General features: G+C 71.4%; 27 protein-coding genes. 12 read left to right on the top strand and 15 right to left on the bottom strand.

Translation table 11 applies throughout. The annotated features are described in order from the left end of the window. Window positions 1-9: 9 nt before the first annotated feature. Both HKK72_RS06500 and HKK72_RS06495 read right to left on the bottom strand, forming a co-directional pair. Window positions 10-1410 carry a class II fumarate hydratase gene (locus HKK72_RS06500; protein WP_187233328.1) on the bottom strand — a complete coding sequence of 467 codons (1401 nt, stop codon included), beginning with the start codon at window positions 1408-1410 and terminating at the stop codon, window positions 10-12. Window positions 1411-1487: 77 nt separating this feature from the next. Then, window positions 1488-2768: a serine/threonine-protein kinase gene (locus HKK72_RS06495; protein ID WP_187233327.1), complete on the bottom strand. Its 1281-nt coding sequence runs from the start codon at window positions 2766-2768 to the stop codon at window positions 1488-1490. Between the two features lie 145 nt (window positions 2769-2913). Between HKK72_RS06495 and HKK72_RS06490 the strand changes: the two genes are divergently transcribed. After that, on the top strand, window positions 2914-4347 hold the full coding sequence (locus HKK72_RS06490) for a serine/threonine-protein kinase (RefSeq protein ID WP_187233326.1): 1434 nt from the start codon (window positions 2914-2916) through the stop codon (window positions 4345-4347). A gap of 66 nt (window positions 4348-4413) precedes the next feature. Here the strand turns inward: HKK72_RS06490 and HKK72_RS06485 are convergent, their stop codons facing one another. Beyond that, window positions 4414-6081 carry a fumarate hydratase gene (locus HKK72_RS06485; RefSeq protein ID WP_187233325.1) on the bottom strand — a complete coding sequence of 556 codons (1668 nt, stop codon included), beginning with the start codon at window positions 6079-6081 and terminating at the stop codon, window positions 4414-4416. Window positions 6082-6229: 148 nt separating this feature from the next. Here HKK72_RS06485 and HKK72_RS06480 point away from each other — a divergent pair, with 148 nt between their 5' ends. Next, complete coding sequence (locus HKK72_RS06480; RefSeq protein WP_187233324.1) at window positions 6230-6403, top strand: hypothetical protein; 174 nt, start codon at window positions 6230-6232, stop codon at window positions 6401-6403. 30 nt (window positions 6404-6433) lie between these two features. Here HKK72_RS06480 and HKK72_RS06475 read toward each other — a convergent pair whose 3' ends face one another. Then, window positions 6434-7366, bottom strand: coding sequence for a DMT family transporter (locus HKK72_RS06475; RefSeq protein WP_187233323.1), 933 nt, complete (start codon window positions 7364-7366; stop codon window positions 6434-6436). Window positions 7367-7469: 103 nt separating this feature from the next. On the opposite strand from HKK72_RS06475, the gene HKK72_RS06470 reads away from it, so the two are divergent. Together HKK72_RS06470 and HKK72_RS06465 are read left to right on the top strand one after the other, a co-directional pair. Then, complete coding sequence (locus tag HKK72_RS06470) at window positions 7470-8876, top strand: PLP-dependent aminotransferase family protein (RefSeq protein WP_187233322.1); 1407 nt, start codon at window positions 7470-7472, stop codon at window positions 8874-8876. Between the two features lie 30 nt (window positions 8877-8906). Then, window positions 8907-9134: a hypothetical protein gene (locus HKK72_RS06465; protein WP_187233321.1), complete on the top strand. Its 228-nt coding sequence runs from the start codon at window positions 8907-8909 to the stop codon at window positions 9132-9134. A gap of 130 nt (window positions 9135-9264) precedes the next feature. Here HKK72_RS06465 and HKK72_RS06460 read toward each other — a convergent pair whose 3' ends face one another. From HKK72_RS06460 to HKK72_RS06440, 5 genes are all read right to left on the bottom strand, one after another. Further along, window positions 9265-10482: an MFS transporter gene (locus tag HKK72_RS06460; protein ID WP_222720400.1), complete on the bottom strand. Its 1218-nt coding sequence runs from the start codon at window positions 10480-10482 to the stop codon at window positions 9265-9267. 84 nt (window positions 10483-10566) lie between these two features. After that, a complete protein-coding gene (locus tag HKK72_RS06455) occupies window positions 10567-11379 on the bottom strand; it encodes an ABC transporter permease (protein WP_187233320.1) in 813 nt (270 codons plus the stop codon). Next, the gene (locus HKK72_RS06450) at window positions 11376-12332 is read right to left on the bottom strand and encodes an ABC transporter ATP-binding protein (protein WP_187233319.1); all 957 of its coding nucleotides are present in this window, start codon (window positions 12330-12332) and stop codon (window positions 11376-11378) included. Before HKK72_RS06450 ends, HKK72_RS06455 begins: the two co-directional genes overlap by 4 nt. A 67-nt stretch (window positions 12333-12399) precedes the next feature. Further along, entirely contained in the window at window positions 12400-13026 is a 627-nt protein-coding gene (locus HKK72_RS06445) for a class F sortase (RefSeq protein ID WP_187233318.1), read from the bottom strand. Further along, a complete protein-coding gene (locus HKK72_RS06440) occupies window positions 13013-13534 on the bottom strand; it encodes a hypothetical protein (RefSeq protein WP_187233317.1) in 522 nt (173 codons plus the stop codon). The genes HKK72_RS06445 and HKK72_RS06440 overlap by 14 nt, the downstream gene beginning before the upstream one ends. 152 nt (window positions 13535-13686) lie before the next feature. On the opposite strand from HKK72_RS06440, the gene HKK72_RS06435 reads away from it, so the two are divergent. After that, window positions 13687-14295 (top strand): DUF1707 domain-containing protein, encoded by a 609-nt coding sequence (locus HKK72_RS06435; protein WP_315987109.1) that lies wholly within the window; start codon window positions 13687-13689, stop codon window positions 14293-14295. Window positions 14296-14310: 15 nt separating this feature from the next. Here the strand turns inward: HKK72_RS06435 and glpX are convergent, their stop codons facing one another. Next, complete coding sequence (glpX, locus tag HKK72_RS06430; RefSeq protein WP_187233315.1) at window positions 14311-15345, bottom strand: class II fructose-bisphosphatase; 1035 nt, start codon at window positions 15343-15345, stop codon at window positions 14311-14313. Between the two features lie 202 nt (window positions 15346-15547). On the opposite strand from glpX, the gene HKK72_RS06425 reads away from it, so the two are divergent. Both HKK72_RS06425 and HKK72_RS06420 read left to right on the top strand, forming a co-directional pair. Then, on the top strand, window positions 15548-16162 hold the full coding sequence (locus HKK72_RS06425; RefSeq protein WP_187233314.1) for a TetR/AcrR family transcriptional regulator: 615 nt from the start codon (window positions 15548-15550) through the stop codon (window positions 16160-16162). Beyond that, the gene (locus HKK72_RS06420) at window positions 16159-16809 is read left to right on the top strand and encodes a DUF4245 domain-containing protein (RefSeq protein WP_315987108.1); all 651 of its coding nucleotides are present in this window, start codon (window positions 16159-16161) and stop codon (window positions 16807-16809) included. Before HKK72_RS06425 ends, HKK72_RS06420 begins: the two co-directional genes overlap by 4 nt. 78 nt (window positions 16810-16887) lie before the next feature. On the opposite strand, the gene HKK72_RS06415 is transcribed toward HKK72_RS06420, so the two are convergent. From HKK72_RS06415 to xseA, 5 genes are all read right to left on the bottom strand, one after another. Further along, window positions 16888-17163 carry an exodeoxyribonuclease VII small subunit gene (locus HKK72_RS06415; RefSeq protein ID WP_187233313.1) on the bottom strand — a complete coding sequence of 92 codons (276 nt, stop codon included), beginning with the start codon at window positions 17161-17163 and terminating at the stop codon, window positions 16888-16890. A gap of 66 nt (window positions 17164-17229) precedes the next feature. Beyond that, a complete protein-coding gene (locus tag HKK72_RS06410; RefSeq protein ID WP_187233312.1) occupies window positions 17230-18678 on the bottom strand; it encodes a DUF6782 family putative metallopeptidase in 1449 nt (482 codons plus the stop codon). Between the two features lie 243 nt (window positions 18679-18921). Then, window positions 18922-19530, bottom strand: coding sequence for a hypothetical protein (locus HKK72_RS06405; RefSeq protein WP_187233311.1), 609 nt, complete (start codon window positions 19528-19530; stop codon window positions 18922-18924). 174 nt (window positions 19531-19704) lie between these two features. Beyond that, entirely contained in the window at window positions 19705-20106 is a 402-nt protein-coding gene (locus HKK72_RS06400; RefSeq protein ID WP_187233310.1) for a hypothetical protein, read from the bottom strand. A 54-nt stretch (window positions 20107-20160) separates the two neighbouring features. Further along, the gene (gene xseA, locus HKK72_RS06395) at window positions 20161-21366 is read right to left on the bottom strand and encodes an exodeoxyribonuclease VII large subunit (RefSeq protein ID WP_187233309.1); all 1206 of its coding nucleotides are present in this window, start codon (window positions 21364-21366) and stop codon (window positions 20161-20163) included. A 72-nt stretch (window positions 21367-21438) separates the two neighbouring features. Between xseA and HKK72_RS06390 the strand changes: the two genes are divergently transcribed. From HKK72_RS06390 to HKK72_RS06370, 5 genes are all read left to right on the top strand, one after another. Beyond that, window positions 21439-22590 carry an FAD-binding oxidoreductase gene (locus HKK72_RS06390; RefSeq protein WP_315987107.1) on the top strand — a complete coding sequence of 384 codons (1152 nt, stop codon included), beginning with the start codon at window positions 21439-21441 and terminating at the stop codon, window positions 22588-22590. Then, complete coding sequence (locus HKK72_RS06385) at window positions 22587-22874, top strand: (2Fe-2S)-binding protein (RefSeq protein ID WP_187233308.1); 288 nt, start codon at window positions 22587-22589, stop codon at window positions 22872-22874. The genes HKK72_RS06390 and HKK72_RS06385 overlap by 4 nt, the downstream gene beginning before the upstream one ends. Continuing rightward, entirely contained in the window at window positions 22864-24390 is a 1527-nt protein-coding gene (locus tag HKK72_RS42015; RefSeq protein WP_187233307.1) for an FAD-dependent oxidoreductase, read from the top strand. The genes HKK72_RS06385 and HKK72_RS42015 overlap by 11 nt, the downstream gene beginning before the upstream one ends. 134 nt (window positions 24391-24524) lie before the next feature. Beyond that, window positions 24525-25418, top strand: a complete 894-nt coding sequence (locus HKK72_RS06375; RefSeq protein WP_187233306.1) for a dihydrodipicolinate synthase family protein — start codon at window positions 24525-24527, stop codon at window positions 25416-25418. Next, window positions 25418-26419 carry a proline racemase family protein gene (locus HKK72_RS06370; RefSeq protein ID WP_187233305.1) on the top strand — a complete coding sequence of 334 codons (1002 nt, stop codon included), beginning with the start codon at window positions 25418-25420 and terminating at the stop codon, window positions 26417-26419. Before HKK72_RS06375 ends, HKK72_RS06370 begins: the two co-directional genes overlap by 1 nt. Window positions 26420-26429 lie beyond the last annotated feature (10 nt).

The raw sequence follows: 26429 nt of genomic DNA, 5'->3' as shown, positions 1-26429 counted from the left end.
GGGGCGGGGCTACGAGCCCTGCGGGCGGGTCATCGCCAGAAGGTCGAGGGCGGCGTCCAGCTGCTCGGTGGTGAGCGTGCCCCGGTCGACATGCCCTCGTTCCAGCACGACCGCCCGGATCGTCTTGCGCTCGGCGAGGGCCTGCTTGGCGACGCTCGCAGCCTCCTCGTACCCGAGGTAGCGGTTCAACGCCGTGACGATCGACGGCGACGACGCCGCGTACTCCAGGCAGCGGTCGGCGTCGGCCTCGATGCCGTCCACGCACCGGTCGGCCAGCAGGCGTGACACGTTGGCCAGCAGCCGGATCGACTCCAGCAGATTGCGGCCCAGCAGCGGCAGCATGACATTCAGCTCGAAGTTGCCCGCCGCTCCGCCGAAGGCGATGGCGGCGTCATTGCCGATCACCTGGCCGACGACCTGACAGACCGCCTCGGGGATCACCGGATTCACCTTGCCCGGCATGATCGACGATCCTGGCTGCAGGTCGGGCAGGTGGATCTCGGCAAGCCCGGCACGCGGCCCCGAGGACATCCACCGCAGGTCGTTGGCGATCTTGTACAGGCCGACGGCGATGGTACGGAGCGCGCCGCTGGTCTCGACGAGCGCGTCCCGGGCGCCTTGGGCCTCGAAGTGATCGCGAGCCTCGGTGAGCGGCAGCCCGGTGGCCCGGGCGATCTCCGCTATCACCTGCTCGGCGAAGCCCCGTGGGGTGTTGAGGCCGGTGCCCACGGCCGTGCCGCCGAGCGGCAGCTCGGCGAGCCGGGGAAGCGCGGCCTCGAGCCGCTCGACCCCGAGCCGCGTCTGAGTGGCGTATCCGCCGAACTCCTGGCCGAGCGTGACGGGGGTGGCGTCCATCAAATGCGTCCGGCCCGCCTTCACCACGGTCGAGAACTCGGCGGCCTTGCGGCTCAGGGAGTCCTCCAGGCGGCGCAGCGCGGGGATCAGGTCATCGAGCACGCCGCCGGTGGCCGCGACATGGATCGACGACGGGAACACGTCGTTGGACGACTGGGACGCGTTGACGTGGTCGTTGGGGTGAACGTCCCGCCCGAGCCGCTCGGCCGCGAGCGTGGCGATCACCTCGTTGGCGTTCATGTTGGACGAGGTCCCCGACCCGGTCTGGAACACGTCGATCGGGAAATGGCGGTCCCACGCGCCGTCCGCCACCTCGCGGGCGGCCTCGGCTATCGCGTCGGCCATGTCCTTGTCGAGCACGCCGAGCTGTGCGTTCACCTTGGCCGCGGCGGCCTTGATCTGCGCCAGCGCGGCGATGTGCGCCCGCTGGAGGGTGGTGCCCGAGATCGGGAAGTTCTCGACGGCCCGTTGCGTCTGCGCGCGCCACCGGGCATCGGCCGGGACGCGTACCTCTCCCATTGAGTCGTGCTCGATCCGGTACTCCTGCTCGGCCATCCCGACACCTCCTCACCCGACCGTACCCGGGCGGGTGAGGGCGTCTCGCGGAGGTCCCGCGATCACCGCCGGCGGTGTCACCGCTCGGTGACGGTGTACCGCTTCCGCTCGCCGGGCCGGCCCTTCGGTTCCAGCGATCCGTGGATCCACACCTCGCATGTGGCCGTGTCGTTGACCACGGCGTCGAGGCGCGGCAGGTCGTACTGCCCGACCTGGCCGTCGGCCAGCACGCCGTCGAAGACGACCTCGGTGTTGCCCGGCCGGGCGACGAAGACCCTGCACGGCCCTCCGGCGGCCCGGATGACGAGTGCGTTCGACTGCACGCCCTCAGGTTCGAGTTCGGGACCGCTCGCCGGTTCCGTGAGGGCGGCGGATACGTCGGCCGCGGTGGTGTCCGGCTTCTCCCGCGTCATCCCCAGGACCAGGCCGCCGAGGCCGAGGATCCCGATGGCGCAGGTGGCGGCGGCGAGAGAGACGGCGACCATCATCCGATGCCGCTGGGCCGCGCGGCGGCGCGATCGCGGGGCCGTGGCGCGCTCCAAGCGATCGGCCGCACGGGCATGGGTGAGCCGCACGGCCGGATTGCGCTCCAGCAGTCCCATGATCACGGACGTGAGCGGGGCACCGGCCAACTGCGGTGGCAGCGGATCCTCGGTCGCGGGCACTCCAGGTGGGAGTGTCGCGCCCCGCCGGTCGTACGGAGCGCGCCCTTCCACGGCCGTGTAGAGGATGGCGCCGAGGGACCACAGATCCGACTTCGACGTCGGCTCGCCCCCTCGGGCGACCTCCGGCGCGACATAGCCCGGCGACGGTACCCGGCCCTGGGGGTGGCCGAAACCCGCCGGCGCGCCGGCGGGGACCGCAGGATCCACGACGGCGAAGTCGGTCAGCAGCACGCGGCCGTCCGGCGTGAGCAGGACATTGCTGGGCTTGATGTTGCGGTGCAGTATTCCGGCGTTGTGAGCGGCGCCGAGGGCGTCCAGCAGGCGGCGGGCGATCTCGGTGACGCGCTCTGGCGTGAGCGGACCGCTGCGTGCGATGACCTGTGCCAGATCGGCACCCTGCACGAGCTCCATCACCACCCAGGGACGGCCGTGCTCGACGATGACGTCGTAGATCTCGGCGATCGAGGGGTGACCGAGCTGAGCCGTGGCGCGGGCGCTGCGAAGCGTCCTTTCGACGAACACGGCGGGGTCGGCCTCGGTGACCGTCACGAGGAGCCGTAGCTCCTTGATCGCCACAGCGCGGTCGAGGCGGTCGTCATGGGCTCGCCAGACGGTGCCCATGGGGCCGTAGCCCAACTCTGCGAGCAGTCGATAGCGATTGGCCACCGAAATGCCGCCTCGTGACTGCACCACGGCGAGAAACATACCGGATTGACGTGCCGCAGACCGGATGCGGCGCAAATTCCCTCACAAAGCTATGCATGCGTGTAAATTCGGGGAAATTGGGAAACGTCGTGCGGCAGGGAAATCGGGGCCGTCTGTTACCAGGAGAGCTGTGATGGGCGGAGACGCACCGGTCCGGCTGCCCGAGGGCGTGCAGCCGCTCACGCTGGAGGATCCGTCCGTGATCGGGCGGTACCGGCTGCTCGCTCGGATCGGCGTCGGCGGCATGGGCGTGGTCTATCTGGGCTCCTCGCGCGACTCGGAGCCGGTCGCGATCAAGACCCTGCATCCGCTCTACGCCGACGTGGACGACCTGCGCAGGCGGTTCGTGGCCGAGGCGCGGTTCGCGCGCCGGGTGACGGCGGGAACGGCGCGCGTCATCGAGGACGCCTCCCACGGCACCGCGCCGTACATCGTCACCGAGTTCATCGAGGGTCCGCCACTGTCCCGGGTGGTCGAGGAGGACGGGCCGCTGACCGGGCCCCGGCTGCACGCGGTCGCCACCGGAATCGCCGCCGCGCTGGTCGCCATTCACGAAGCGGGGCTCGTGCACCGTGACCTGAAGCCGGAAAATGTGCTCCTCGCCCGTGACGGGCCTCGCGTGATCGATTTCGGTATCGCGCGTGAAGCCGATGTGGTCCGCGGGGACACGCAAGCGGGAATCATCATGGGAAGCCCCGGGTGGATCGCGCCCGAACGGCTACTCGGCCGCTCCGCGGTGGCCGCCTCGGACGTGTTCGGCTGGGGCTGTCTGGTGGCCTTAGCGGCCTCGGGCCGTCATCCGTACGGCACCGGCGGTGGTACCGAGCTGGGCGAGCGGATCGTCAACGGCACCCCCGATCTCGGGGGCCTCACCGGGCGGCTGCGGGGCCTGGTCGCCGGTGCCCTGGCCAGGGACCCGGCCATGCGGCCGGTGGCCGCGGAGATCGTGGATGTACTGGACGCGGCCGGCGTCGACGTGCGGACCCGCCCGGCCCGGGCCCGCGCCGAGATCCGGATCGGCCCGGGCGTCCGGGCTCGGGCAGGTACCGGGCGGGATGCCAGGGGAGGCGCCAGATCCACCGCCACCGCCGCCCAGGCGGCGGTGCGCCGGAGCCGTCTGATGGCTCCTGCCGCCCACGCGCGGGTGGGCGCGGCAGTGGCCGCCGTCGGAGCGATCGTGGCGGCCGCCACGATCGCCGTCGCCGGACCCGGCACGGAATCCGGCACGGGCACCGGCTCCGAATCCGGTGGCGGAGTGCGACAGCGCCCGGGGACCGGGGCACCCGTTCCCACTCTGGGCGCCGAGCGGAGGCCGCACCGCCTCGTGCGGATCCGGCCGCGGCCGGGCCCGGCGGCCCGCGTGCCGTCCGGCCCGGTGGCGCGACGCTCGGTTCCGCCGTCGCACCTCGTGGCGAGGCCCGCGCCCGAGTCGAGCGAACGCGGCGACCGCGGGCCCACACCGGAGCCGACGCTGATCGACGAGCCGATGAAGGCCACGCCGACCCCCGAGGTCGGTGACTCCCCTCCGGAGTCGGCGGGGCCGCCGGCGAGCCCGACCGGCGGATGAGGGTGGCGAGCCCGCGACGGACCACCGTTCGGTGAGCGCCTGCCGATGGTCAGTGCGTTCCGATGTTCAGCGTCTGCCGATGGTCAGCAGCGGGGCGCTCGTGCCTTCGGCCGAGGAGCCGAAGAAGTCATCGCCCTTGTCGTCGACGACGATGAACGCGGGGAAGTCCTCGACCTCGACCTTCCAGACCGCCTCCATGCCGAGTTCGGCGTACTCGACGACCTCGACCTTCTTGATGCAGTCCTGGGCGAGCCGGGCGGCGGGACCTCCGATGGAACCGAGGTAGAACCCTCCGTGCGCCTTGCACGCGTCGGTCACCTGCTTGGATCGGTTGCCCTTGGCGAGCATCACGAGCGATCCGCCCGCCGCCTGGAACTGCTCCACGTACGAGTCCATCCGGCCGGCGGTGGTCGGCCCGAACGAACCGCTCGCGTAACCCTCCGGGGTCTTGGCCGGGCCCGCGTAGTAGACGGCGTGGTCGCGCAGGTAGCCGGGCATCGGCTCGCCCGCGTCGAGCCGCTCCTTGATCTTGGCGTGCGCGATGTCACGGGCCACGACGAGCGGCCCGGTCAGTGACAGCCGGGTCTTGACCGGGTATCCGCTGAGCTCGGCCCGGATCTCGTCCATCGGCCGGTTCAGGTCGACGCGCACGACGTCGCCGGACAGATCGTCGTCGGTGGTCTCCGGCAGGTACTTCGCGGGATCGGTCTCGAGCCGCTCCAGGAACACGCCGTCAGCGGTGATCTTCGCCAGGGCCTGCCGGTCGGCGCTGCAGGACACCGCGATGGCCACGGGGCAGGAGGCGCCGTGGCGGGGCAGCCGGACCACCCGGACGTCGTGGCAGAAGTACTTGCCGCCGAACTGGGCGCCGATGCCGAGTCGCTGGGTGAGCTCGAAGACCTGCTGTTCGAGCTCCAGATCGCGGAAGCCGTGCCCTCCGGCCGAACCTGCGGTCGGCAGCGCGTCGAGGTAGTGCGCGGAGGCGTACTTGGCGGTCTTCAGCGCGTACTCGGCGCTGGTGCCGCCGACCACGATCGCCAGGTGGTACGGGGGACAGGCGGCGGTGCCCAGCGAGCGGATCTTCTCCTCCAGGAAGGCGAGCATCCGCTTGGGGTTCAGTACGGCCTTGGTCTCCTGGTAGAGGAAGGACTTGTTGGCGCTGCCCCCGCCCTTGGCCATGAAGAGGAACTTGTAGGCCCCGCTCGTCGCCGGGTCGCCGCCGGTCGCGTACAGCTCGACCTGCGCGGGCAGGTTGCTGCCGGTGTTCCGCTCCTCCCACATGGAGAGCGGCGCCAGCTGCGAATAGCGCAGGTTGAGCCTGGTGTAGGCGTCGTACACGCCGCGCGAGATGTGCTCTTCATCCCGGCCGTCGGTGAGGACATGCTGGCCGCGTTTGCCCATGACGATGGCGGTGCCGGTGTCCTGGCACATGGGCAGCACGCCGGCGGCCGCGATGTTGGCGTTCTTGAGCAGGTCGAGCGCGACGAACCGGTCGTTGGGCGAGGACTCCGGGTCGTCGAGGATCCGGCGCAGTTGCTCGAGGTGGGCGGGCCGCAACTGGTGGGAGATGTCGTGGATCGCCGTCTCGGTGAGCTGCCTCAGCACCTCGGGCTCGACGCGCAGGAAGGCCCGGCCGTCCGCTTCGAACGTGCTCACCCCGTCCGTCGTGAGCAGGCGGTACTCGGTCTCGTCGGGACCGAGCGGCAGCAGGTCGGTGTGGGCGAACTCGGGCATCGCGCAGGCCTCTCCTCAATCCGCGGGGGTGGGCTCAGCGTACGGCGTGCCGCTGATCACCTCATCTCCGGCCGGGGGTTCTTGCGAGACGGGACGGGGCAGGTATTGAGTGGAAGGGAGCCGGTAAGCGCTCCGATCGGGGATCGTCATGTTGGCATGGCAGCTGTTGGATCTCTCCGCCCCGCCCGATCCGAATCACGGACTGGGCTATGCGGCACTGATGTTCGTCGGGTTGGCCGTCGTGATCGCGCTCCTCGTCACCTTGATCGCTTTGGTGCTGCACAACCTCCGCGAGGAGGAACGCCGTCGGCACACGCACTGAGTGAACCGGCGCACGCACTGCGCGAGGGGGTCACGGGGCCGCGAGAGCGACACGAATCCGGCGTCGCGGCGCCAGACCTGTGACCACGCCGAGCGCGACGAGCCCCACCCCGGCGAGCTCGGCGGGGCCCGGCCGGCCGAGCCCGAGCACCACCGTGATGATCGCCGCACTGACCGGGATGACCCCGGCGAACAGCCCGGCCCGGTCCGCGCCGAGCCGGCCGAGGGCGTCGTACCACAGGAAGAACGCGACGGTGGTGACGATCGCCGAGAGGTAGAGCAGCGCCGCGGCCTCGCCGGCCGTGGGGAGGCGTACGAAGCCGCGGCCGTCGGCGATCAATCCGGCGATGATCAGCATCGGCACGGCGAGCGCCGCGGCGTACGCCGACACCCTGATCGGGCCGAGTCGCGGCAGGAGCGGCACGGCCAGCAGCGAGAACCCGATCTCCCCGGCCAGCGCCCCCATGGACAGCAGCAGCCCGGTCAGGCTGCCGCCGCCGAGTCCGTTGGCCAGCGCCGCCCCGGCCGTGACGACGAGCGCGGCGGCCACCGTGAGCGGAGCAGGCCGCCTGCGCTCCAGCAGCGGCCCCAGTAGAGCGAGCACCACGGGGACCGTCGCGATCACGGTGCCGACGGTCGAAGGGCTCGTGTGCCTGGTGGCCATGACGACGAAGACGTTGAACCCCGCGAGCCCGGTCGCGGCCAGGGCCACCAGCAACAGCACATCGCGGACCGGCGTCCGGCCTGCCCGGCGTGATCTCGCAGCCGTTCGCCCCCTCGGCGCGCGGCGGTCGTGCAGGCGGGCGGCGGCGAGCAGGACGAGCGCGGCGAGCGCGTAGCGAAGGGCCTGCCCGCCGAAGACCGGATAATCCTGGATGGTCGCCGACACGCCGGTGAGCGTGCCGACGAGGAACATGGCGCTCGCGGCGCCCAACATGCCCCGGGCGTTGGCGGAACTGTTCATGGCGTGGAACGCTAGGGCTCCGATTGGTCCCGGAGACAGAGCCAATCAGCAGGCCGGAATCAGGACCAAGCCTCATCATCCCCTCTCTCATTTCGGCGATCACATGACCGACCTTCATCTCCACTTCGATCGCGCCGCCGGGCGGATGTCCGGCCAGGTCGCCGCCGGCCTGCGTGCGGCCATCCGGGGCGGCCGGCTCGCGGCCGGCTCCCGGCTGCCGTCGAGCCGCGACCTGGCCAGGGATCTGGGCGTGTCGCGCGGTGTCGTGGTGGCGGCCTACGAGCAGCTCCTCGCCGAGGGCTTCCTCGTCGCGCGACGCGGTGACGGCACCCGGGTCGGGCCCATGGCCGCCACGCAGAACCCGCTGCCGGAGTCGCGCCCCGGCCGGGACCGGAGGCCGGCCCGTGACGCGCCGCCGGTCTCCTACGATCTGCGGCCCGGGGTGCCCGATCTGGCGGCGTTTCCCCGGGAGCGCTGGTCGAGTTCGATCCGCGCCGCGTTGCGAGCGCTGCAGTATGACGAGCTCGGCTATCCGGACCCGGCCGGCGCCCCGGTGCTGCGAGCCGAGCTCGCCGGCCAGCTCGGCCGCGTACGCGCCGCGCACGTCACGCCCGAGCGGGTCGTCGTCACCCAGGGTGTGGCCCATGGGCTGGCGATCGTCGTACGCCTGCTGGCCGAGGACGGGCATCGCCGGCTGGCGGTGGAGGATCCGGCCAGCGTCCACCAGGTGCCGCTGCTGGAAGAGGCCGGGGTGGAGCTCGTCCGGGTCCCCGTGGACGGACAGGGCGTCGACGTGACGGCGCTGGACAGGACCGGGGCACGGGCGGTGCTGGTCACTCCTGCCCATCAGTACCCCACCGGGGTGGTGCTGTCGGCCCGGCGGCGGGCCGAGCTGGTGTCGTGGGCCCGTGCGGTCGACGGGATCGTGATCGAGGACGACTACGACGCCGAGTTCCGCTATGACCGTGAGCCCGTGGGGTGCCTGCAGGGCATCGCTCCCGACCGAGTCGTGCTGACCGGCTCGGTGAGCAAGTCGCTGGCGCCGGCACTGCGGCTCGGCTGGGTCGTCGCGCCGCGGCCGCTGGCGGAGCGGGTGCGCGCGTATCGAGCCGGCACCGACCTCGGCGGCCCCGTGATAGAGCAGCACGCGCTCGCGGAGCTGATCGCCTCTGGAAGCTATGACCGGCATCTGCGGGTGATGCGCAGGCAGTACCGGCTGCGCCGGGACGCGCTCGTGGAGGCCGTGCGCGCGCATCTGCCGGGCTGCCGAGTGCATGGGGTCTCGGCCGGACTGCATGTGTACGTCGAACTGCCCGTGGGAATGCGGGAGCAGAGCGTCGTCGAGGCGGCCGGACGGATGGGCGTGGCCGTCGACGGCGCGGGTCCGCTGTGGTGGGGTCCGGCGCCGAGTGCCGCGCTCGTGCTCGGCTACGCCGCGCTCTCGCCGGCTCGGCTGGCCCGGGCGATGGCACTGGTGGGAAGCGCGGTTACTCCTGGGAGTGACGGGTAGGACACGCGGTCAGATGAGGAGGCATGTCAGATGAACGTGCAAGAGGCGAACCGACAGCTTCAACTGGCCGTCCACGACGCTCAGGTGGCGTTCGACTGCGTCGAGCTGGGTGACATAGACCGGGCGCACACGCACGCGCTCATGGCTCGCACGGCCGCGGACGCCGCTGAGACGGTGCTGCGTTACGCGCTGGCCGAGGAACGGGGCGAGGCGGTGCCGTCCGCCGAGCCGCAAAGTGTCGAAGGATTCCATCCCTGAGCGGTCGGGGCCCATCTCCAGTCCGACTCGTACGTCTTCGTGGATCATGTCGGCCGGCGTGATCCACGAAGATGCGCGTACCCAAGATGCGTATCGGGGCCGGGCCGGCGGGCCCAGCACGCGTCAGCGACTACGGGGCGACCGTGTGATCATCGGATGACGCCGTCCGGGCCGGTTCGGGCTGGAAGCCGCGGGCGGTCACGACGATCACGAGGGTGAGCACGGTCGGTACGACGAAGGCCAGGCGCAGCCCGTTATCGGGGTTCGTCGGCGCGATGGCCCCGACGATCGCCGCGCCCAGGACGAAACCGACATAGTTGAAGACGTTGACCCGGGCGACGGCGACACCCAGGCCGGTGGGGTCCACCCGGCCCGCGGCCGAGAACGCGACGGGCGGTACGACGCACAGGCCGAGGCCCATCACCGCGAACGCGGCGATGGCGACCGGTGCGTTGGGGGCGGCGACGACTCCGATCATGCCGATCAGCCCGGTGAGCCCGCCGGCCCGTACGACGCTGGCGGCGCCGAGGCGGCGGACGCCCAGGTCTGCTACGGCACGGGCGGCCACCATGGCGATCTGGTAGGCGACGTAGGCGAGCGGTGCGATGCTGGACGAACCGCCGAGCTCGTCCTCGAGGTACTTGGTGCTGTAGCCCGAGGTGGCCGCGTCGGCGACGTACATGCACGCCATCGCGGTGCCCACGATCAGCACCGGCCGCCATGGCACCTGCTCGGCGGCGGCCTTGAGCTCCCGCGAACTGGGCGCCGGGCCCTCTTCGGACCTGTGCAGCAGCCGCGAGCCGGTGAGCAGCGAAACGGCGATGCCCACCAGCGCCGGCACAGCGAAGCCGGCGAACAGCGACAGATCCAGCTTGTTCGCCAGCGCGGACCACAGCCCGCCGGCGATCCCGGCCGCGCTCCAGACGGCGTAGAAGCCGGTGATCAGGCTGAGCCCGTACCGGCGCTCGACCGCCACCGCCTGGGCGTTCATCGACGCGTCGACCGCACCGACGAACAGGCCGAAGAGCGCGACGGCCGCGTACAGCGCGGCGTCGCCGTCCACCAGCCCGACGAGTGCGATCGTCGCGCACACCGCAGGCTGACAGACGCGCAGCACCGTCGCGCTGCCCCAGCGCGGGAACACCACACCGGACAGGACACTGCCCAGCCCCGCGATCACCGGCACCAGGAGCAGGACGACGGCCAGCCTGCCGTCGCTGAGGCCGTGCGCGTCCTGGATGCGCGGCACGCGCGTCACCATCGCTGAGAAGCAAAGCCCCTGCACCGCGAAGCTCGCATAGGCGGAGGCGCGCGCCTGACGGTCCCGCCGGGTGATGCCCGTCGCCATGGCGATCTCCATCAACATGAAGAAGTTTCGCGTCAGGCTAGGGACGGACGTCACCCCAGGTCAATAGTGAAGGGCGGGCCCCGGCTATCCGATCAGGCGACGGCGCATCCCCCGGACCGCCAGCACCCACATCAGCGCGGCGAACAGCAGCAGCACGCCGAAATGGCCGGCATCGGCGAGCGGCCGGACGCCGAACACGGCATGGCGAACGAGTTCGACGCAGTGCAGCAGGGGGTTGAACTGAGCGGCGACGTGCACCCAGCCCGGCAGAGCGCTGATCGGAAAGAACGTCCCCGCCACGAGGAACAGCGGAGTCACCACCCCGGTGATCACGTAGTCGAAGGAGTTGATCGACGGCACGATCGTCGAGGTCCACATGCCGAGCAGCCCGAAGCCGAGGGCCGTGACGAACACGATCAGCGGCACGAGCAGCATCCCGGGGCTCGGATCGAGGCCGAACGCCATGGCCACGAACAGGGGCGCGCACCCGTAGACCGACGACTTCGCCGCGATCCAGGTGACCTCGCCGGTGACGAGCTCGTGCACGTCCAGCGGGGTGGCGAGCATCGCGTCGTAGGTGTGCTGGAAGACCCGGCGGATATAGCCGTTGAACATCCCGGGGAACACCGAGGTGAACAGGGCGGCCGTGCCCACCATGCCGGTGCCGACGAAGTCGAGGTAGCGGTAGTCGCCGACCATCGCCATGAGCGAGCCGAAGCCGTAGCCGAACGCCAGCATCATGAAGGTCGGCTCGAACATCGAGGCGAACGACTGCGACCGCCAGTAGCGACGGAACAGCGCGATCTCGTGCCGCCACGTGCCCTGCAGCGCCGCGAGCTCGATCCGGTGACGCGGAGGCGTCGCGGACGTGGTTTCGACCGGTTCGACGAGGCTCATTCCACTTGCTCCCCGGTGAGGACGACGAAGACGTCCTCGAGGTTGGCCGGGCGTCGTACGCCACCCGGGCCGAGCGCGTCCGCCAGCGACTCGGTCATCGACTCGGCCCGCAGCACCGACACCGACGTGCCGGTGGGGCGGGCCGGCAGACCGGCCGCCCGTACCAGCTCCTCGACCTCGGCGAGCCGTGCCGGCGGCCCGTAGTGCTCGACCGCCCAGGTGCCGGCGTACTCCTCGATGAGCTTGGCCGGTGTGCCGCGGGCGGCGATCCTGCCCTGCGACATGAGGGCGCACTCGTCGGCGAGCCGCTCGGCCTCCTCGATGTAGTGCGTCGACATCAGCACCGTCGTGCCGGCCGCCCGCAGCGCGTCGATGAGGCCCCACAACTCCGCGCGAATCTGTGGATCAAGGCCCACCGTCGGCTCGTCGAGCAGCACGAGCCGGGGACGGTGCACCAGCCCCCGTGCGATGAGCAACCGCCGTCGCATCCCGCCGGACAGGTCGTCCACCCGGGTGTGCTGGCGCCCGGTGAGATGAGCGAGCGCCAGCGCGTCGTCGACCGCCGCGCGGCGGCCGGCCCGCGGCACCCGGTAGAGATGCGCGAACACCTCGAGGTTCTCGCGGGCGGTGAGCTCCTCGTCCATGTTGTCCTGTTGCGGCACGACGCCCATCTGCGCCCGGGCCCGCTTCGACTCGCGCGGGATCGGATGACCCAGCACGTCGATCGTGCCCTCGTCGGCGAGCGCCTGCGCGGTCAGCAGCCGCATCGTGGTGGACTTGCCCGCGCCGTTGGGGCCGAGCAGGCCGAGGCAGATGCCGGTCGGAACCTCCAGATCCAGGCCGTCCACGGCGGTGAGCCCGCCGAACCGTTTGACCACGCCCCGCAGCGCGATGGCCGGCGCACCGCCTGTGTCCTCGCACGGGATGCCTGCCCGGGAGCTCGCGGTCGTCATGGCGCCACCTTAGGCAGCCGGTGCGACATTCCTCATCGGGTTTTCCCGCCACCCGCCCGGCGAGGGTTCAGCGGATCGCGGTCTGGTGGGCGTACGCGATGACGTTGTGGGTGTAGCTCTTGCCGGCCCTGTCGAACCGGCCCCCGCAGGTGATCAGGCGCAGACCGGCGTAATCCAACGGGTCGTAGACCTTGTTCGTCGGGAACCGGTCCTTGGGCACCTGTTCGATCGACTCGATCCGGAAGACCACCACCGCGCGGTCTCGGCGGGTCACCTCGACGGTGTCGCCGGGCCGGAGCCTGCCGAGGTCGTAGAAGATCGCAGGCCCATCGCGGGTGTCGACATGGCCCAGGATGACGGCCGGGCCCGGCTCACCGGGGGCCGGGCCCTGGGCGTACCACCCGGCGAGCCCGGGACGGCCGGCCGGCGGCGCAGACAGCGACCCGTCGGGCCCGAGGTAGAGGGAGGTCAGCCGGGCACGCAGACCGATCGAGGGGATCGAGATCTGCTCCGGGGCCGACCGGCCGAGCACGGCGGGTGTGTGATCCACCGGTCGGGCGGTTGCCGCCCAGGCGGGCGGCTGGGGCGGTCCCGGCGTGCCGCGCAGCCCGAGGCCGAGCGTGAAAGCGCCGGTCAGACCCAAGACGGCGGCCGTGACCAGGAGGGCACGGCCGCGTGCGCTAGGACCTGGCATCGGAGCGGCGTCGCCGGATCGCCAGCGCGCCCACGCCACCGGCGCCCAGGAGCAGAGCGCTTCCGGCACCCACCAGCGGCAGGTTCTCGCCACCGCCGCCCAGGCCGGTCTTGGCGCCGCCCTTGGGAACGGGGTGACCCTTGCCCGCGGGCCCGCCCTTACCGGCGGTAACGGTCACCCGCCCGACGAAGTTCACGCCCGCGCACTCCACATGGACCTGGTGCACGCCGAACGTCGCATGGCTCGCGATGGTCGCCAGGCCGGCGACCCCCACCCGCTCGCCCTCGGTGTTGAGGATGACGTCGGCGGCGAAGGCATCCGACTTGGCCACCGAACCGTCCTCGGCGCACTCCTCGACGTGGACCGTGACCTTCTGCCCCCGCTGGGCCTGGCCCGGAGTGACCCCCACCGTGCCCGTCGCCATCGCCGGCGTGGCGAGCCCGAACGTCACGGCGCCGATGACGGCGCCGAGCACGGCTGTGTTCCCCGGTCGGATCCTCATTCGCATGATGCCCCCCTTGTCGCCCGGAGTGGACTCCACCGGTCCACCGCTCGTGTCCGGGCTTTGCTGATGAGATGGGGCTCATAGCGTGATTTGTTCGGGCGGTCAGGGGGACCGGCGGGTTCTCGCGACGTACGCTCGCGGATATGGTTCGGAGCGTGGACAACCCCTGGCGCCCGGCGACTCGGGGCGGCGACGTCCCCGCGCGGGACCTGCGCGCCTCCGACGCCGACCGCGAGAAGGTCGTGGCACTGATCGGAGCCGCGCTCGCCGACGGGCGGCTGACCATGGTGGAGCACGGAGAACGGATGGAGCGGGCCTACGCCGCGCGCACGCTCGGGGAACTCTCCGTGCTGACCCTCGATCTGCTGCCGCCCGAGCAGCAGCCCATCCGTGTCGACGACCGGCCCCTGCACGCGCTGTTCGGATCGGCACGCCGGGGCGGGCGCTGGGTGGCGCCGGCCCGCTTCCCCGTGACGGCGTTGTTCGGGTCGGTCGAGCTGGATCTTCGCGAGGCGATTCTGCAGCGCAGCCATATCGTCATCGACGCCAACATCGTGTGCGGGCATGTCCGGCTGCTGATCCCCGAAGGGGTGCGGGTCGACGTCACCAGCCGCATGATCTTGAGTTCCCGGAAGCTCAAGATCTGGGTCCCGCCGGGCGCGCCCGACGGCCCGCTCATCGAGATCGTCGGCACCGCGGTGATGGGTTCGATCCAGGCCCGTACGCCCAAGCGCAAGTGGCGCCAGCGCCTCCGCGGGCGCTGACGCCGGGCGCGGCGGCTACGACGCCGTGTCGAAGTTGATCGCGCTGTAGGCGCGCAGCTTGCCGAGCTGGTGTTCGCTCTGGATTTTGCGGATCGTGCCGCTGCGCGAGCGCATGACGAGCGAACTGGTGGACGCCGTGCCCTTGCGGTAGCGCACGCCGCTCGCCAGCTCGCCATCGGTGATGCCGGTGGCGGCGAAGAACACGTCGTCGGAGGTGACGAGATCGTCGGTGGTCAGCACCCGGCCGAGGTCGTGGCCCGCGTCGATGGCCTTCTGCCGCTCGGCGTCGTCCTGCGGCCACAGCCTGCCTTGGATCACCCCGCCGAGGGCCTTGATGGCACAGGCGGCGATGATGCCCTCCGGGGTGCCGCCGATGCCGAGGAGCAGGTCCACGCCGGTGCCCTCGCGGGCGGCCATGATCGCGCCGGCCACGTCGCCGTCGGTGATGAACTTGATCCGCGCCCCCGACTCGCGGACCTGGGTGACGAGATCCTCGTGCCTCGGGCGATCAAGGATGACGACGGTGACGTCCTGCGTGGACGAGCCCTTGGCGCGGGCGACGGCACGGATGTTGTCGGCGACCGGCCGCTGGATGTCCACGACGTCGGCGGCCTCAGGCCCGGTGACCAGCTTCTCCATGTAGAACACCGCGGACGGGTCGTACATCGAACCCCGGGCGCTCACCGCGATCACCGAGATCGCGTTGTTCATCCCGAGCGCGGTCAACCGGGTGCCGTCAATGGGATCCACCGCCACGTCGCACTCGGCTCCGCTGCCATCGCCGACCTGTTCGCCGTTGTAGAGCATCGGCGCGTTGTCCTTCTCACCCTCACCGATCACCACCACGCCCTTCATGGACACGGTGTTGATCAGCTGGCGCATGGCGTTGACCGCGGCGCCGTCGGCACCGTTCTTGTCGCCGCGCCCGACCCACCGGGCCGCGGCCATCGCGGCGGCCTCGGTCACTCGGACCAATTCCACGGCTAGGTTGCGGTCAGGCGCGTCCTTGGCCGTGGCAAGTGGGGAGGAAACGGTCGTTTCATCAGACATAGCGGGCTGCCCTTCACTAGTCGGCCTTGCATGGGATCGTAGTTCCCACCTGGCAGGGCGTAACCTCATCGGCACGTGTGTCCGCTGCTGCGAGCGGGCGGATACGGTTACCAGGGAGGAGGAGGGCGTCCTCCCGGCCCGCGGACCGGGTCCCCACGCCCAGGTGAGAGATGAGCGGTGACTATGGACGGGGAGCGCGAGCGTGAGCATTGACGAACCGCCCGTGCGGGTGTCCGATCGCGGGGCCGCCACCAGGGGCGCGCTGCTGACCGCCGCGCGCGGTGTGTTCGCCGAGGCGGGGTTCGCCCAGGCGGCGGTGACCGACATCGTCGCCAAGGCCGGGGCCAGCGTCGGCAGCCTCTACCACCACTTCAACGGCAAGGCCGATCTCTATCTGACCCTGTTCGAGGAGTTCCAGAACCGCCAGCAGGAGCGCACGCGCGAGGCGATCCACGCCGTACGCGACGCCGGCGAGTCCGACCCGATGCGGCTGTTCATCGCCGGCGCCACCGCCTATATCGACGGTTGCCTGGCCGAGCGCGAGGTTTCGCGGCTGTTCATCTCCGGCGACGGCCCGCCAGGTTTCGACCGCGTGATGCAGAAGCGGCTTCGCAGGTGGGCACGGCTCAACGCCGCCCTGTTCCACTCCGCCGACGGCGGGGTCGACGAACCGCTCGTGATCGTTCTCACCGGGGCGATGGCGGCGGCCGTGACCGAGATCTCGCTCAGTGACGACGCAGAGGCGTCCCGCAGGCTCGCGGGCGACATCATGGCGATCATCGAGACGATCAGGAACCCCCGTGCGGAGCGCGCGTGAGCGTGGGCGATCCTGAGACGGTGACCGACCGGACCACCCACGCCGGCACGGCGCCGGCACCGGAGCCAACGCCGGTGAGCCCGGCCGTGTACAAGCGGCTGACCACCGGGCTCGGCGGCTTCACCATGGCGATGCTGGCCTGTCTCACGCTGGTCGGCGTGATCGTGCTGATCACCCCGCGCAGCCAGAAGGAGACGCTGCCGACCGTCGACTACGCCCCGCACACGCGCGCCCTGCTGATCTCCGCGCCGTACACCTCGTACGTGCCGCAGGGCCTGCCGGCCCGGTGGCGGCCGACCAGCTCCCGGCTCACCGGCGAGCGGGGCAAGGAGCCGGTGGCCTGGCATCTCGGCTTCGTGACGCCCACCGACGAGTACGCCGCGCTGGAGCAGAGCGACGAACGGCCAGAGGTCTTCGTGGCGCGCATGACCAACCGCAACCAGCGGGTGGGAGCCCAGCAGATCGCCGGGGCGAGCTGGGATCAGTACTTCCGTGAGGACAAGAAGCAGCGCTCGCTGGTGCGCCGGCTGCCCGACGTCACGCTGGTCGTGACCGGTACGGCCTCGTACGACGAGCTCGCGGTGCTGGCCGGCTCGCTGCGTCCCCAGCCGAAGGCGGCCGTGAGTCCCGGGCCGTCGCCCACCTGAGCAGGCTGTGCCGGGACGCTGATCACGCGGCCGAGCGCGAGCACCATCACGCGGACGAGCGGCAGATCGCGGCAGTGGTCAGAACGGGGTCTCGGGTCCGCCGTCGGCGGTGGCGCGGTCCGGTATCACGGCCGCGAGCCGGGCGCGGGCCCCTTCGAGCCACTCCTCACAGGCCCTGGCCAGCCGCTCGCCCCGCTCCCACAGGGTCAGGGACTCCTCCAGCGTGAGCCCGCCCGCCTCGAGCCGCCGCACGACGTCGGCGAGCTCGTCACGCGCGTGCTCGTACGACTCCGGTTCGTCCGCGCGGAGGTTTTGAGCCGGTGAGCCGGACTGATCCGGTGCGTTCTGCGCCACGGCCACACTGTACCGGCGGCAGGTGGAGGCTCATCGCTCCGCCGTCCGGACGGGCGCTCCGGAAGCTCAGGGGGCGGTGCCGTTGATCCTGTCCCAAGCCGCTCCGTAGTACTCGGTGTACGGCTGGTCGGTGGCGATCGAGGGGCGGACACGGCCGGCTCGATACTCGTCGAGAATGGCCTTGGTGCCGGCCCGCTTCCCGATCTGGGATCTCTCCACCTGGTCCATCGGCGGCCAGCCGTGATCCTTGCTCTCCTGGTCCGCCGCCTTCACGGCCCGCTCGTAGGCGTCCTCGTAGATCGACTCGTGCGTGTTCCGGGGTATCTTGAGGCCTTGCTCGCGCAGTTCTCTGTTGGCCTCGACCTCGAGGACCCTGCCGTGGGCCTCCTCCCTCAACATGCCCTCGACATAGTCGGAACGCGACAGCTCGCGCGCCCTGCCGTTCACCGTTCGGCCGGTGTGCTGGAATTCGACATGGCTGGCCTCGTGAATGAGCACCACGGCCTGCCGATTCTGCGACCACCTCGTGTCGATATAGATGGTGTTATTGCTCGATGTGTAGAAGCCGCCGCCCCCGCGACGGTAGACGACATTGGGCTTGTACCTGTCCAGGATCTTCTGCGCCTGGCGTCCGACGGCCGTCTTCACCATGATGCTTCGCACCCTGGCGTCCACGAGGGCCGTCCGGGCATGGGCGACCCGTTCACGCGCGACCGCCGTGTCGTACAGGTTCTGGTTGGTCGGAGATCTCTTCGTCGCCTTCTCGGCGTCGCGCAGATGTTTCTCCGCCTCCTTCAGCGCGGCCTCAGCGCCCTTGATGTCGAACTTCGCGGCGGCATCCTCGGCTCTTCGCACGGCCGCCTTGGCCGACTCGCTCGCCGTCTTCGCGGCATGGGGATCGGCCTTCGCCGCCTTCCTGGCCTTGGCGAGATCGCCGAGCTTGTTCAGGCCCTTGCCACCGAAGATCATCCCGAAAACCGAGGGGATGGTCCGGGTCATCGCTGACGCCTCGTGGCCGTTCTTCCAGTCCTCGCGGATCCCCTTGGTCGAGTCGTCCCACATCGCCTTCAGCGAGTCACCCGGATCGGTGAACAGCTGCTTGACGCCGCCCCAGGAATGCTTGAACCCCGAATGGCTACAGATATGGATCAGGCAGGCGGTGCCGGCCGCGCCGTCGAAGGCCTCCTTGGCGCCTCGGCCGAACCCCTGCACCATGTCGCAGGCCGTCTGCCCGAACCAGCCGCACGACCAGTAGTCGCCCTTGCCCTCTTCCCCGTCCCCGGCCGGTGTTTCGGCGGCGTCGCCACCGGGAGCATCGGCCTGCCCGCGTCCGGCCGGACCTTCGGCTTCTCCGCGCTCGGCGCCGGGATCGTCGGATTGGGAGGCCGTGGTGCGATCCGGTCCGCAGTCCTCGCCGGGGACCCGGCACACGGCCGCGCCGATGCGGTCGGTGATCTGGGCCGGGAGGACGGAGGTCACCAGTGCGCCGGTCACGATGGCGACGAGGAGGATCACCGCGATATGAGAGACCGATCCCTCGCCCCGGTCTCTGCCGGACGGAAGCGAGAGGAGAAGCCGCCTCCGCCGGGCCGGGCCGGGCCGATCAAGCACTCGCGATCACCTCCGCGCGAGCACTCTATTGATCATTAGTGGTGATTTGTAGCCATTCGGTCCATGATCGATCGCCTGACCGGCCGACGGCTCGACCGAAGCGAGACGCCGAGCGGCGCGGGAGGAACTCTGCCGCCGGGCCGGCCGTCAGGCCACGTAAGGAACCGGCAGATCGCGGGCCATGACCTTGCCGCGCTCCGTCAGCGAGCGGTCGGCACCGATGGTCACGGTCCGCCGCTCGACGGTGTCGCCGCGTTGGACGAAGACGGTGGCCACCCAGGAGCCGCCTTCTTCCACAGCGTCGGGAGGCCGCAGGACGGGTCGTAGCCTGACGCTCGCCCGTTCGCGTGCGCGCCGCTCGTCCGGGGTGGGCCGCGGTACCCACAGGATGTCGTCGACGTCGCCGACGACGCGGACGAGTTCGGTCATGGGCCTGGTCGTCTCGACGTACGCGCGGGCCAGCGCGGCCGCGTCGGCGGCAGATGTCGGTGTCACGTTCGCGGCCTGGAGCACCTTCGTGAAGGACGCCGGCTCCTCGGTGAGGTGGAGGACTCCGGCGGGCCCGACCGCGACGTAGAAGCTCGCGCCAGGATGCGGGACGGCGTCGAACCGGAGCAGGCGCCAGCCCCGCAGGATCGGCACAGAGAGCTCACTGATCGTCGTCGCGGCGGTATCGGAGGCGAGGGCGGCCCGGTCCGGGCGGCCCGCGGCCGCCATGGCCTGCCGCACCGTTTCGCGGACGTCGGTCGGTGCCATGGGACTCCTCGGGCCGGCGGACGTGGACGTCGTGCGAGCGGCCGGCGGTGCGTCGCGCGTGGACGGACCGCACGCCGCCGCCGCCACGAGCGCCAGTATCGCGCCGACGTGGGCGAGTGGTCGTGCCGGGATGCTCATCGGGTGGCCTCAGATTCCGTCGGGTCCGCGACCGTCTCAGGCTGACCGGAAGTACCGGCGAGTCCGGGCCCGGCAGAGGAGGATCAGCGTGGCGACCGGAAAGGCCAGGCCGAGCACGCCGAAGGGGTCACCGATGCCGATGCGGGCGAACTGCCACAGCAGGTAAAGGATCTCCAGGACCACGATGGCGATCCACAGGCGGTGGCTCGGCCGGGTGGCGACGGCTCTCGCGGCCAGAGCGCTGCCGATCCCGGGAAGGGCCACGGTGAGCGCGATGCCGAAGCCGTACGCGCCGCCGGCCAGTATCCACGCGTTGATCGCCGCGGCCAGCGTGAGGCCCGCGGCGGCGTACAGGAGGATCCTGATCGCGCGCACCGGGGTCGGCAGCACGACGTCCGTGGCCGGGCGTCTTCGTCGTGGGCGTCGTGAGGTTTCCATCCGGGCGGAGAATATCGATCAACGTCCGAGGGAGTCCAGAGATCCGGGAGGCCTTCAGCCCGCGGAATCGGTGACCGTCGCGGCGACCCGTCCGTCGGCGAGACGGATGGTCAGCTCCTCGCCGGCCGAGACACCGCCCGCAGCCCGTACGATCGATTCGTCCGCGCGCTGCACGATCGCGTAGCCGCGCTGGAGCGTGGCCCCCGGCGACAGCGCGAGCAGCCGCGCCCTGGTGTGCGAAAGCTCGTCGGCGGCCTTGGCCAGAGTCGACCGGAAGGCGCGCCGGGCCCGGTCGCGCTGCGCGTCCACCGACTCGGCCTGGCGCTCAACCTCCCGGACCGGGTCGGCCAGCGCCGGCCGTGACCGCATCGAGGCGAGCCAGGCCTGCTCGCGCTCCAGCCGTCCGCCGACGTACCGCCGGCCCCTGTCCCGCAACTGGCGCACGAGCTGCAGTTGCTCCCGTACGTCGGGAACGACCTTCTTGGCCGCGTCGGTGGGCGTCGAGGCGCGCACGTCGGCCACCAGATCGAGGATCGGGGCGTCCTGCTCGTGCCCGATGGCGCTCACGACCGGCGTGCGGCACGCGGCGACGGCCCGCACCAGGGCCTCGTCGGAGAACGGCAGGAGGTCCTCGAGCGAGCCGCCGCCGCGGCTGACGATGATCACGTCGATCTCCGGGTCGCCGTCGAGCTTGTCGAGCGCGGCCGTGACCTCGGCGACGGCGTAGGAGCCCTGCACCGCCACGGGCTCGACGGTGAACCGGACGGCGGGCCAGCGGCGGCGGGCGTTCTCGAGGACGTCGCGCTCGGCGGCGGAGTCGCGCCCGCAGATCAGCCCGACCCGGTGCGGAAGGAACGGCAGCGGGCGCTTGCGCTCCGGCCGGAACAGGCCCTCGGCGGACAGGACGCGCTTGAGATGCTCCAGCCGGGCGAGCAACTCGCCGAGGCCGACCGCCCGGACCTCCACCGCAGCGAGCGAGAACGAGCCGCGGTTGACCCAGAAGTCGGGCTTGGCGTGGACGACCACGCGCGCTCCGTCGGCCACGGCCGGATTGTCGAAGACCGCTCGCGGCCCGACCACCCGGACGGACATGTTGGCGACCGGGTCCCGCAGCGTCAGGTACACGGTGCTTCCACGCCGGTTGAGGTCGGTGACCTGTCCCTCGACCCAGATGCGGCCGAGCCGGGTGATCCACCCGCCGACCAGCTGCAGGACCGTCCGGACCGGTACGGGCGACTCGGCCGAGGTCTCCATACCCATGCGGGGCAGCTTAGAGGAGCGTGTGTGGAGAGGGGTTGTGCGAGAGGTCGGCAATGTGACATTTTACTGCGCGTGCCTACGAGAGATCTGCTGGTCATAGGGGCCGGAGTGATCGGCGCCGCCTGCGCCTATTACGCCGCCAAGGCGGGCCTCACCGTCACCGTGGTCGATCGCGGCCCCGTGGCCGGCGGTACGACCGGCGCCGGCGAGGGCAATCTCCTCGTCTCGGACAAGGAGCCCGGCGCCGAGCTGGATCTGGCGCTGCTGTCTCTTCGGCTCTGGGGAGAACTGGCGGGCGAGTACGGCGACGAGGTGGAGTACGAGGCCAAAGGCGGCCTGATCGTGGCGGCGTCGGCACCCGGCCTGGCCGCGCTCGAGGATCTCGCGGCACACCAGCGCGCCGCCGGAGTGCGGGCCGACGCCGTCGCGGCGGCGGACCTGCACCACCTCGAGCCGCATCTCGCCCCCGGCCTCGCGGGAGGCGTGTTCTACCCCCAGGACGCGCAGGTGCAGCCGATGCTGGCCGCCGCGCACCTGCTACGGGCGGCGCGGGACCGCTATGGCGCGCGGTTGCGCACCGGCGTGACCGTCACCGGCGTCATCTGCGCCGGCGGGCGGGTGACCGGGGTGCGCACCGACAGGGGGGACATCATGGCCGGCGCGGTCGTGAACGCGGCCGGCACCTGGGGCGGTGAGATCGCCGCGTTGGCCGGAGTGCGGGTGCCGGTCCTGCCGCGCCGGGGCTTCATCCTGGTGACCGAGCCCCTGCCGCCGATGATCCGGCACAAGGTCTACGCGGCCGAGTACGTCGGCAACGTCGCCAGCGATTCGGCCGGGCTCGAGACCTCACCCGTCGTCGAGGGCACGAAGTCGGGCACCGTGCTCATCGGCGCGAGCCGGGAACGGGTCGGCTTCGACCGCACGCTCTCGCTGCCGGTGCTGCGGCGGCTCGCCGCGCAGGCGATCGCGCTGTTCCCGGCGCTCGCCGACGTCGCGGCGATCCGCACGTACTGCGGGTTCCGTCCGTACTGCCCCGACCACCTGCCGGTGATCGGCCCTGATCCGCGTGCGCCGGGACTGCTGCACGCCTGCGGTCACGAGGGCGCGGGCATCGGGCTGGCGGCGGCGACCGGTCACCTGCTCGCCCAGGCCCTCACCGGCGCGGACCCCGACCTCGACCTGACGCCGTTCCGCCCCGACCGTTTCGCGGAGGTCACCTCTTGACGCATCAGACAGAGCACGCCGACCCGTTCGAGATCAGGTTCGACGGGCGTCCTCTTCCGGCGCTCCCCGGACAGACCCTCGGCGCCGTGCTGTTCGCGGCCGGGGTGCGGTCCTGGCGGACGACCCGCGAGAACGGGCGGCCGCGCGGCCTGTTCTGCGGGATCGGAGTCTGCTTCGACTGCCTGGTGACGGTGAACGGCGACCCGTCGCGCCGGGCCTGTCTGATCGAGGCCCGGCCCGGCGATGTCGTGACGACCCAGGAAGGGGCCGGGCGTGACGTGTGACGTGGCGGTGATCGGCGCGGGCCCGGCCGGGCTCGCCGCCTCGGTGGCGGCCGCGGCGGCGGGCCTGCGGGTCGTTCTCGTCGACGCCGGCGACCGGCTCGGCGGGCAGTACTTCCGGCATCCTCCGGACGCCCTGCGGACGGCCGGGCCCGACGTGACGCCCCACGGGTGGGCCGAGTTCGCGCGGCTCCGTGACGCGCTGACCGACCACGTCGCCGCCGGCCGGGTCACCCATCTCGCCGGTCATTCCGTCTGGTACGCCGAGGCGCACGCGGTCGGGGCGGGCGCCCGGTTCACTCTGCACCTGAACGGCACCGGCAACGGCACCGGCGCTGTGCAGGAGATGCGGTCGCGGACCCTAGTGGTGGCGACCGGAGCGCACGACCGGCCACTGCCCTTCCCGGGCTGGGACCTGCCGGGGGTGCTGACCGCAGGGGGCGCGCAGGCGCTGCTCAAGGGCAATCTGGTCGTGGCCGGGCGGCGGATCGTCGTCGCGGGGACGGGTCCGTTCCTGCTGCCGGTCGCCGCCGGGCTGGCCTCGGCCGGCGCCCGGGTCGAGGGCGTCTTCGAGGCGGGCCGGCCGGAGCGCTTCGCCCGGCACGGCGTCCGGTTCCTCCGCAACGCCGGGAAACTCGCCGAGGGAGCGGGATACGCCGCCACACTGCTCCGGCACCGCGTGCCCTTCCGGATGGGGCATGCGGTCGTGGCGGCGCACGGGGACGACGCGGTCGAGTCCGTCACCGTCGCCCGCCTGGACCGTGACTGGACCCCGGTGCCCGGCACCGAGCGCGTGATCGAGTGCGACGCCGTCGCGGTCGGATATGGCTTCACCCCGCAGATGGAGATCCCGGTCGAGCTCGGCTGCGCCACCCGGACCGACGCCGACGGCAGCCTCGTGGTCGTCGTGGACGCCGCGCAGCGCACCAGTGTGCCCGGGGTCTACGCGGCGGGGGAGACCACCGGCGTCGGCGGTGTGCAGCTGGCGCTGGCGGAAGGCGAACTCGCCGGGCTGGCGGCGGCCGGCGAACTCGGCGTGCGGACGGCCCGGCCGCCGCGGCGGCTGCTCGCCCGGCGGGCCGGGCTGCGGGACTTCGCGGCGACCCTGCAGGACGCCTACCCCGTACGGCCCGGCTGGGCCGGCTGGCTGCGGCCCGACACCCTGGTGTGCCGGTGTGAGGAGGTGCCGTACGGGCGGCTCGACGAGGCCGTGCGCGACCTCGGCGCCACCGATCCGCGTACGGCCAAGCTGATCAGCAGGGTCGGGATGGGCTGGTGCCAGGGTCGTATCTGCGGCTACCCCACCGCCTGCCTGACGGCACGGATCCGCAAGCGCGAACCCGACCGCACCGATCTCGCCGGGTTCGCCCGCCGCCCGCTCGCTCAGCCGGTCCGCCTGGGCGACCTCGCGCAGAGCACGGCCGACGACGGGACCGACCCGGCCGACCGCGCGGACCGCACCGACCTGGCCGGTCTCGCCGACGAACCCGACGGAGCAGACCGAGCCGAGGAAGTGTGATGGTTCCACGGCGGTGCGGCCCTCGATCCCCCATCGTTCATCATCCATAACGGTCGCATTGCGACGAATCGACGGTTCTTGACGCCGCAGGTCGAGGCAATGTGAAATGTCACATCTCTTGGAGGAGATCCACAATGACCGAACCTCGCACCCCCTGGCACGGCGTGATGGTCGCCACCGCGCTGCCGCTCCGTGAGGATCTGTCCGTCGACTACGACCGGTACGCCGAGCACGTCCGGTGGCTCGTCGATTCGGGCTGCGACGGGGTCGTGCCGAACGGTTCGCTCGGCGAGTACCAGACACTCACGGCCGAAGAGCGCGCCCAGGTCGTTCGTACGGCCGTGGACGCGATCGGCGGCGACCGGGTCATGCCGGGCGTCGGCGCCTACGGCTCCGCGGAGTCGCGCCGATGGGCCGAGCAGGCGGCCGAGGCCGGGTGCGGCAGCGTCCTGCAGCTTCCGCCGAACGCCTACCGGGCCGACGAGACGATCATCGAGGCCCATTACGCGGAGGTCGCCAAGGCCGGCCTCCCGATCGTGGCCTACAACAACCCGCACGACACCAAGGTGGACCTGACGCCGGCCCTGCTGGCCCGGCTGCACGCGGCCGGCCACATCGTCGCGGTCAAGGAGTTCAGCGGCGACGTCCGGCGCGGCTACGAGATCGCCGAGCTGGCCCCCGGGCTCGACCTGATCATCGGCGCCGACGACGTACTGCTGGAACTGGCCCTCGCCGGGGCCAAGGGCTGGATCGCCGGTTATCCGAACGCGCTGCCGGTGTCGTCGGTGGAGCTTTACCGCGCGGCGGTCGACGGGGACCTGGACCGGGCGCTGCCCCTCTACCGGGCGCTGCACCCGCTGCTGCGCTGGGACTCCAAGGTCGAGTTCGTCCAGGCCATCAAGCTGTCGATGGACGTCGCGGGACGGCACGGCGGCCTGAGCCGCGCGCCGCGCCTGCCGCTGAGCCCGGAGCAGGAGAAGACCATCCGCGCCGCCACCGAGAAGGCCCTTGGAGAGGGATACCGCTGATGCGATCGAAGCATGTCTTCCATGCGGTGGACTCGCACACCGAGGGGATGCCGACCCGTGTCATCACGGGCGGGATCGGCGTCATCCCAGGTGCCACGATGTTCGACCGCAGGCGGCACTTCATCGAGCATCTGGACCACATCCGCACCCTGCTGATGTACGAACCCCGCGGGCACAGTGCGATGAGCGGCGCGATCCTCCAGCCGCCGACCCGGCCCGACGCCGACTACGGCGTGCTGTTCATCGAGGTCTCCGGCTGCCTGCCGATGTGCGGCCACGGCACCATCGGCGTGGCGACGGTGCTCGTCGAGACCGGCATGGTCGAAGTGGTCGAGCCGGTCACGACGGTCCGGCTGGACACCCCGGCCGGGCTCGTCGTGGCCGAGGTGGCGGTGGAGGGGGGCGCCGCGAAGTCGGTGACGATCCGCAACGTGCCGTCCTTCTCCCACCCTCTCGACCAGACCGTGGTGGTGCCCGGGATCGGCGAGGTCGGCTACGACATGGCCTACGGCGGCAATTTCTACGCCATCCTGCCGATCGACCGCGTGGGGATCGCATTCGACCGGGCCGAGAAGCAGCGCATCCTGGACGCCGGGCTGGCGATCATGGATGCGATCAACGAGAAGAACCGCCCGGTCCATCCGGACAACCCCGACATCGGCGGCTGTCACCACGTGCAGTTCGTCGCGCCCGGATCGACGGCGCGGCACTCTCGTCACGCGATGGCGATCCACCCCGGATGGTTCGACCGCTCGCCGTGCGGCACCGGGACCTCGGCCCGGTTGGCCCAGCTGCACGCCCGGGGTGAGCTGAAGCTCGGTGACGAGTTCGTCAACGAGTCGTTCATCGGCACCCGGTTCATCGGCCGGATCATCGAGGAGACGACCGTGGCCGGCCGGCCCGCGATCGTGCCGACGATCACAGGCCGGGCGTGGGTCACGGGGACCGCACAATACCTTCTCGATCCGGATGACCCATTTCCCACGGGGTTCCTCCTGTAGTCCCCTAGGC

The organism is Actinomadura sp. HBU206391 (genome assembly GCF_014323665.1).
Lineage (GTDB): Bacteria > Actinomycetota > Actinomycetes > Streptosporangiales > Streptosporangiaceae > Actinomadura_C.
The sequence above is the reverse complement of the archived record's forward strand: the minus strand, read 5'-3'. Positions and strand labels throughout refer to the sequence as shown.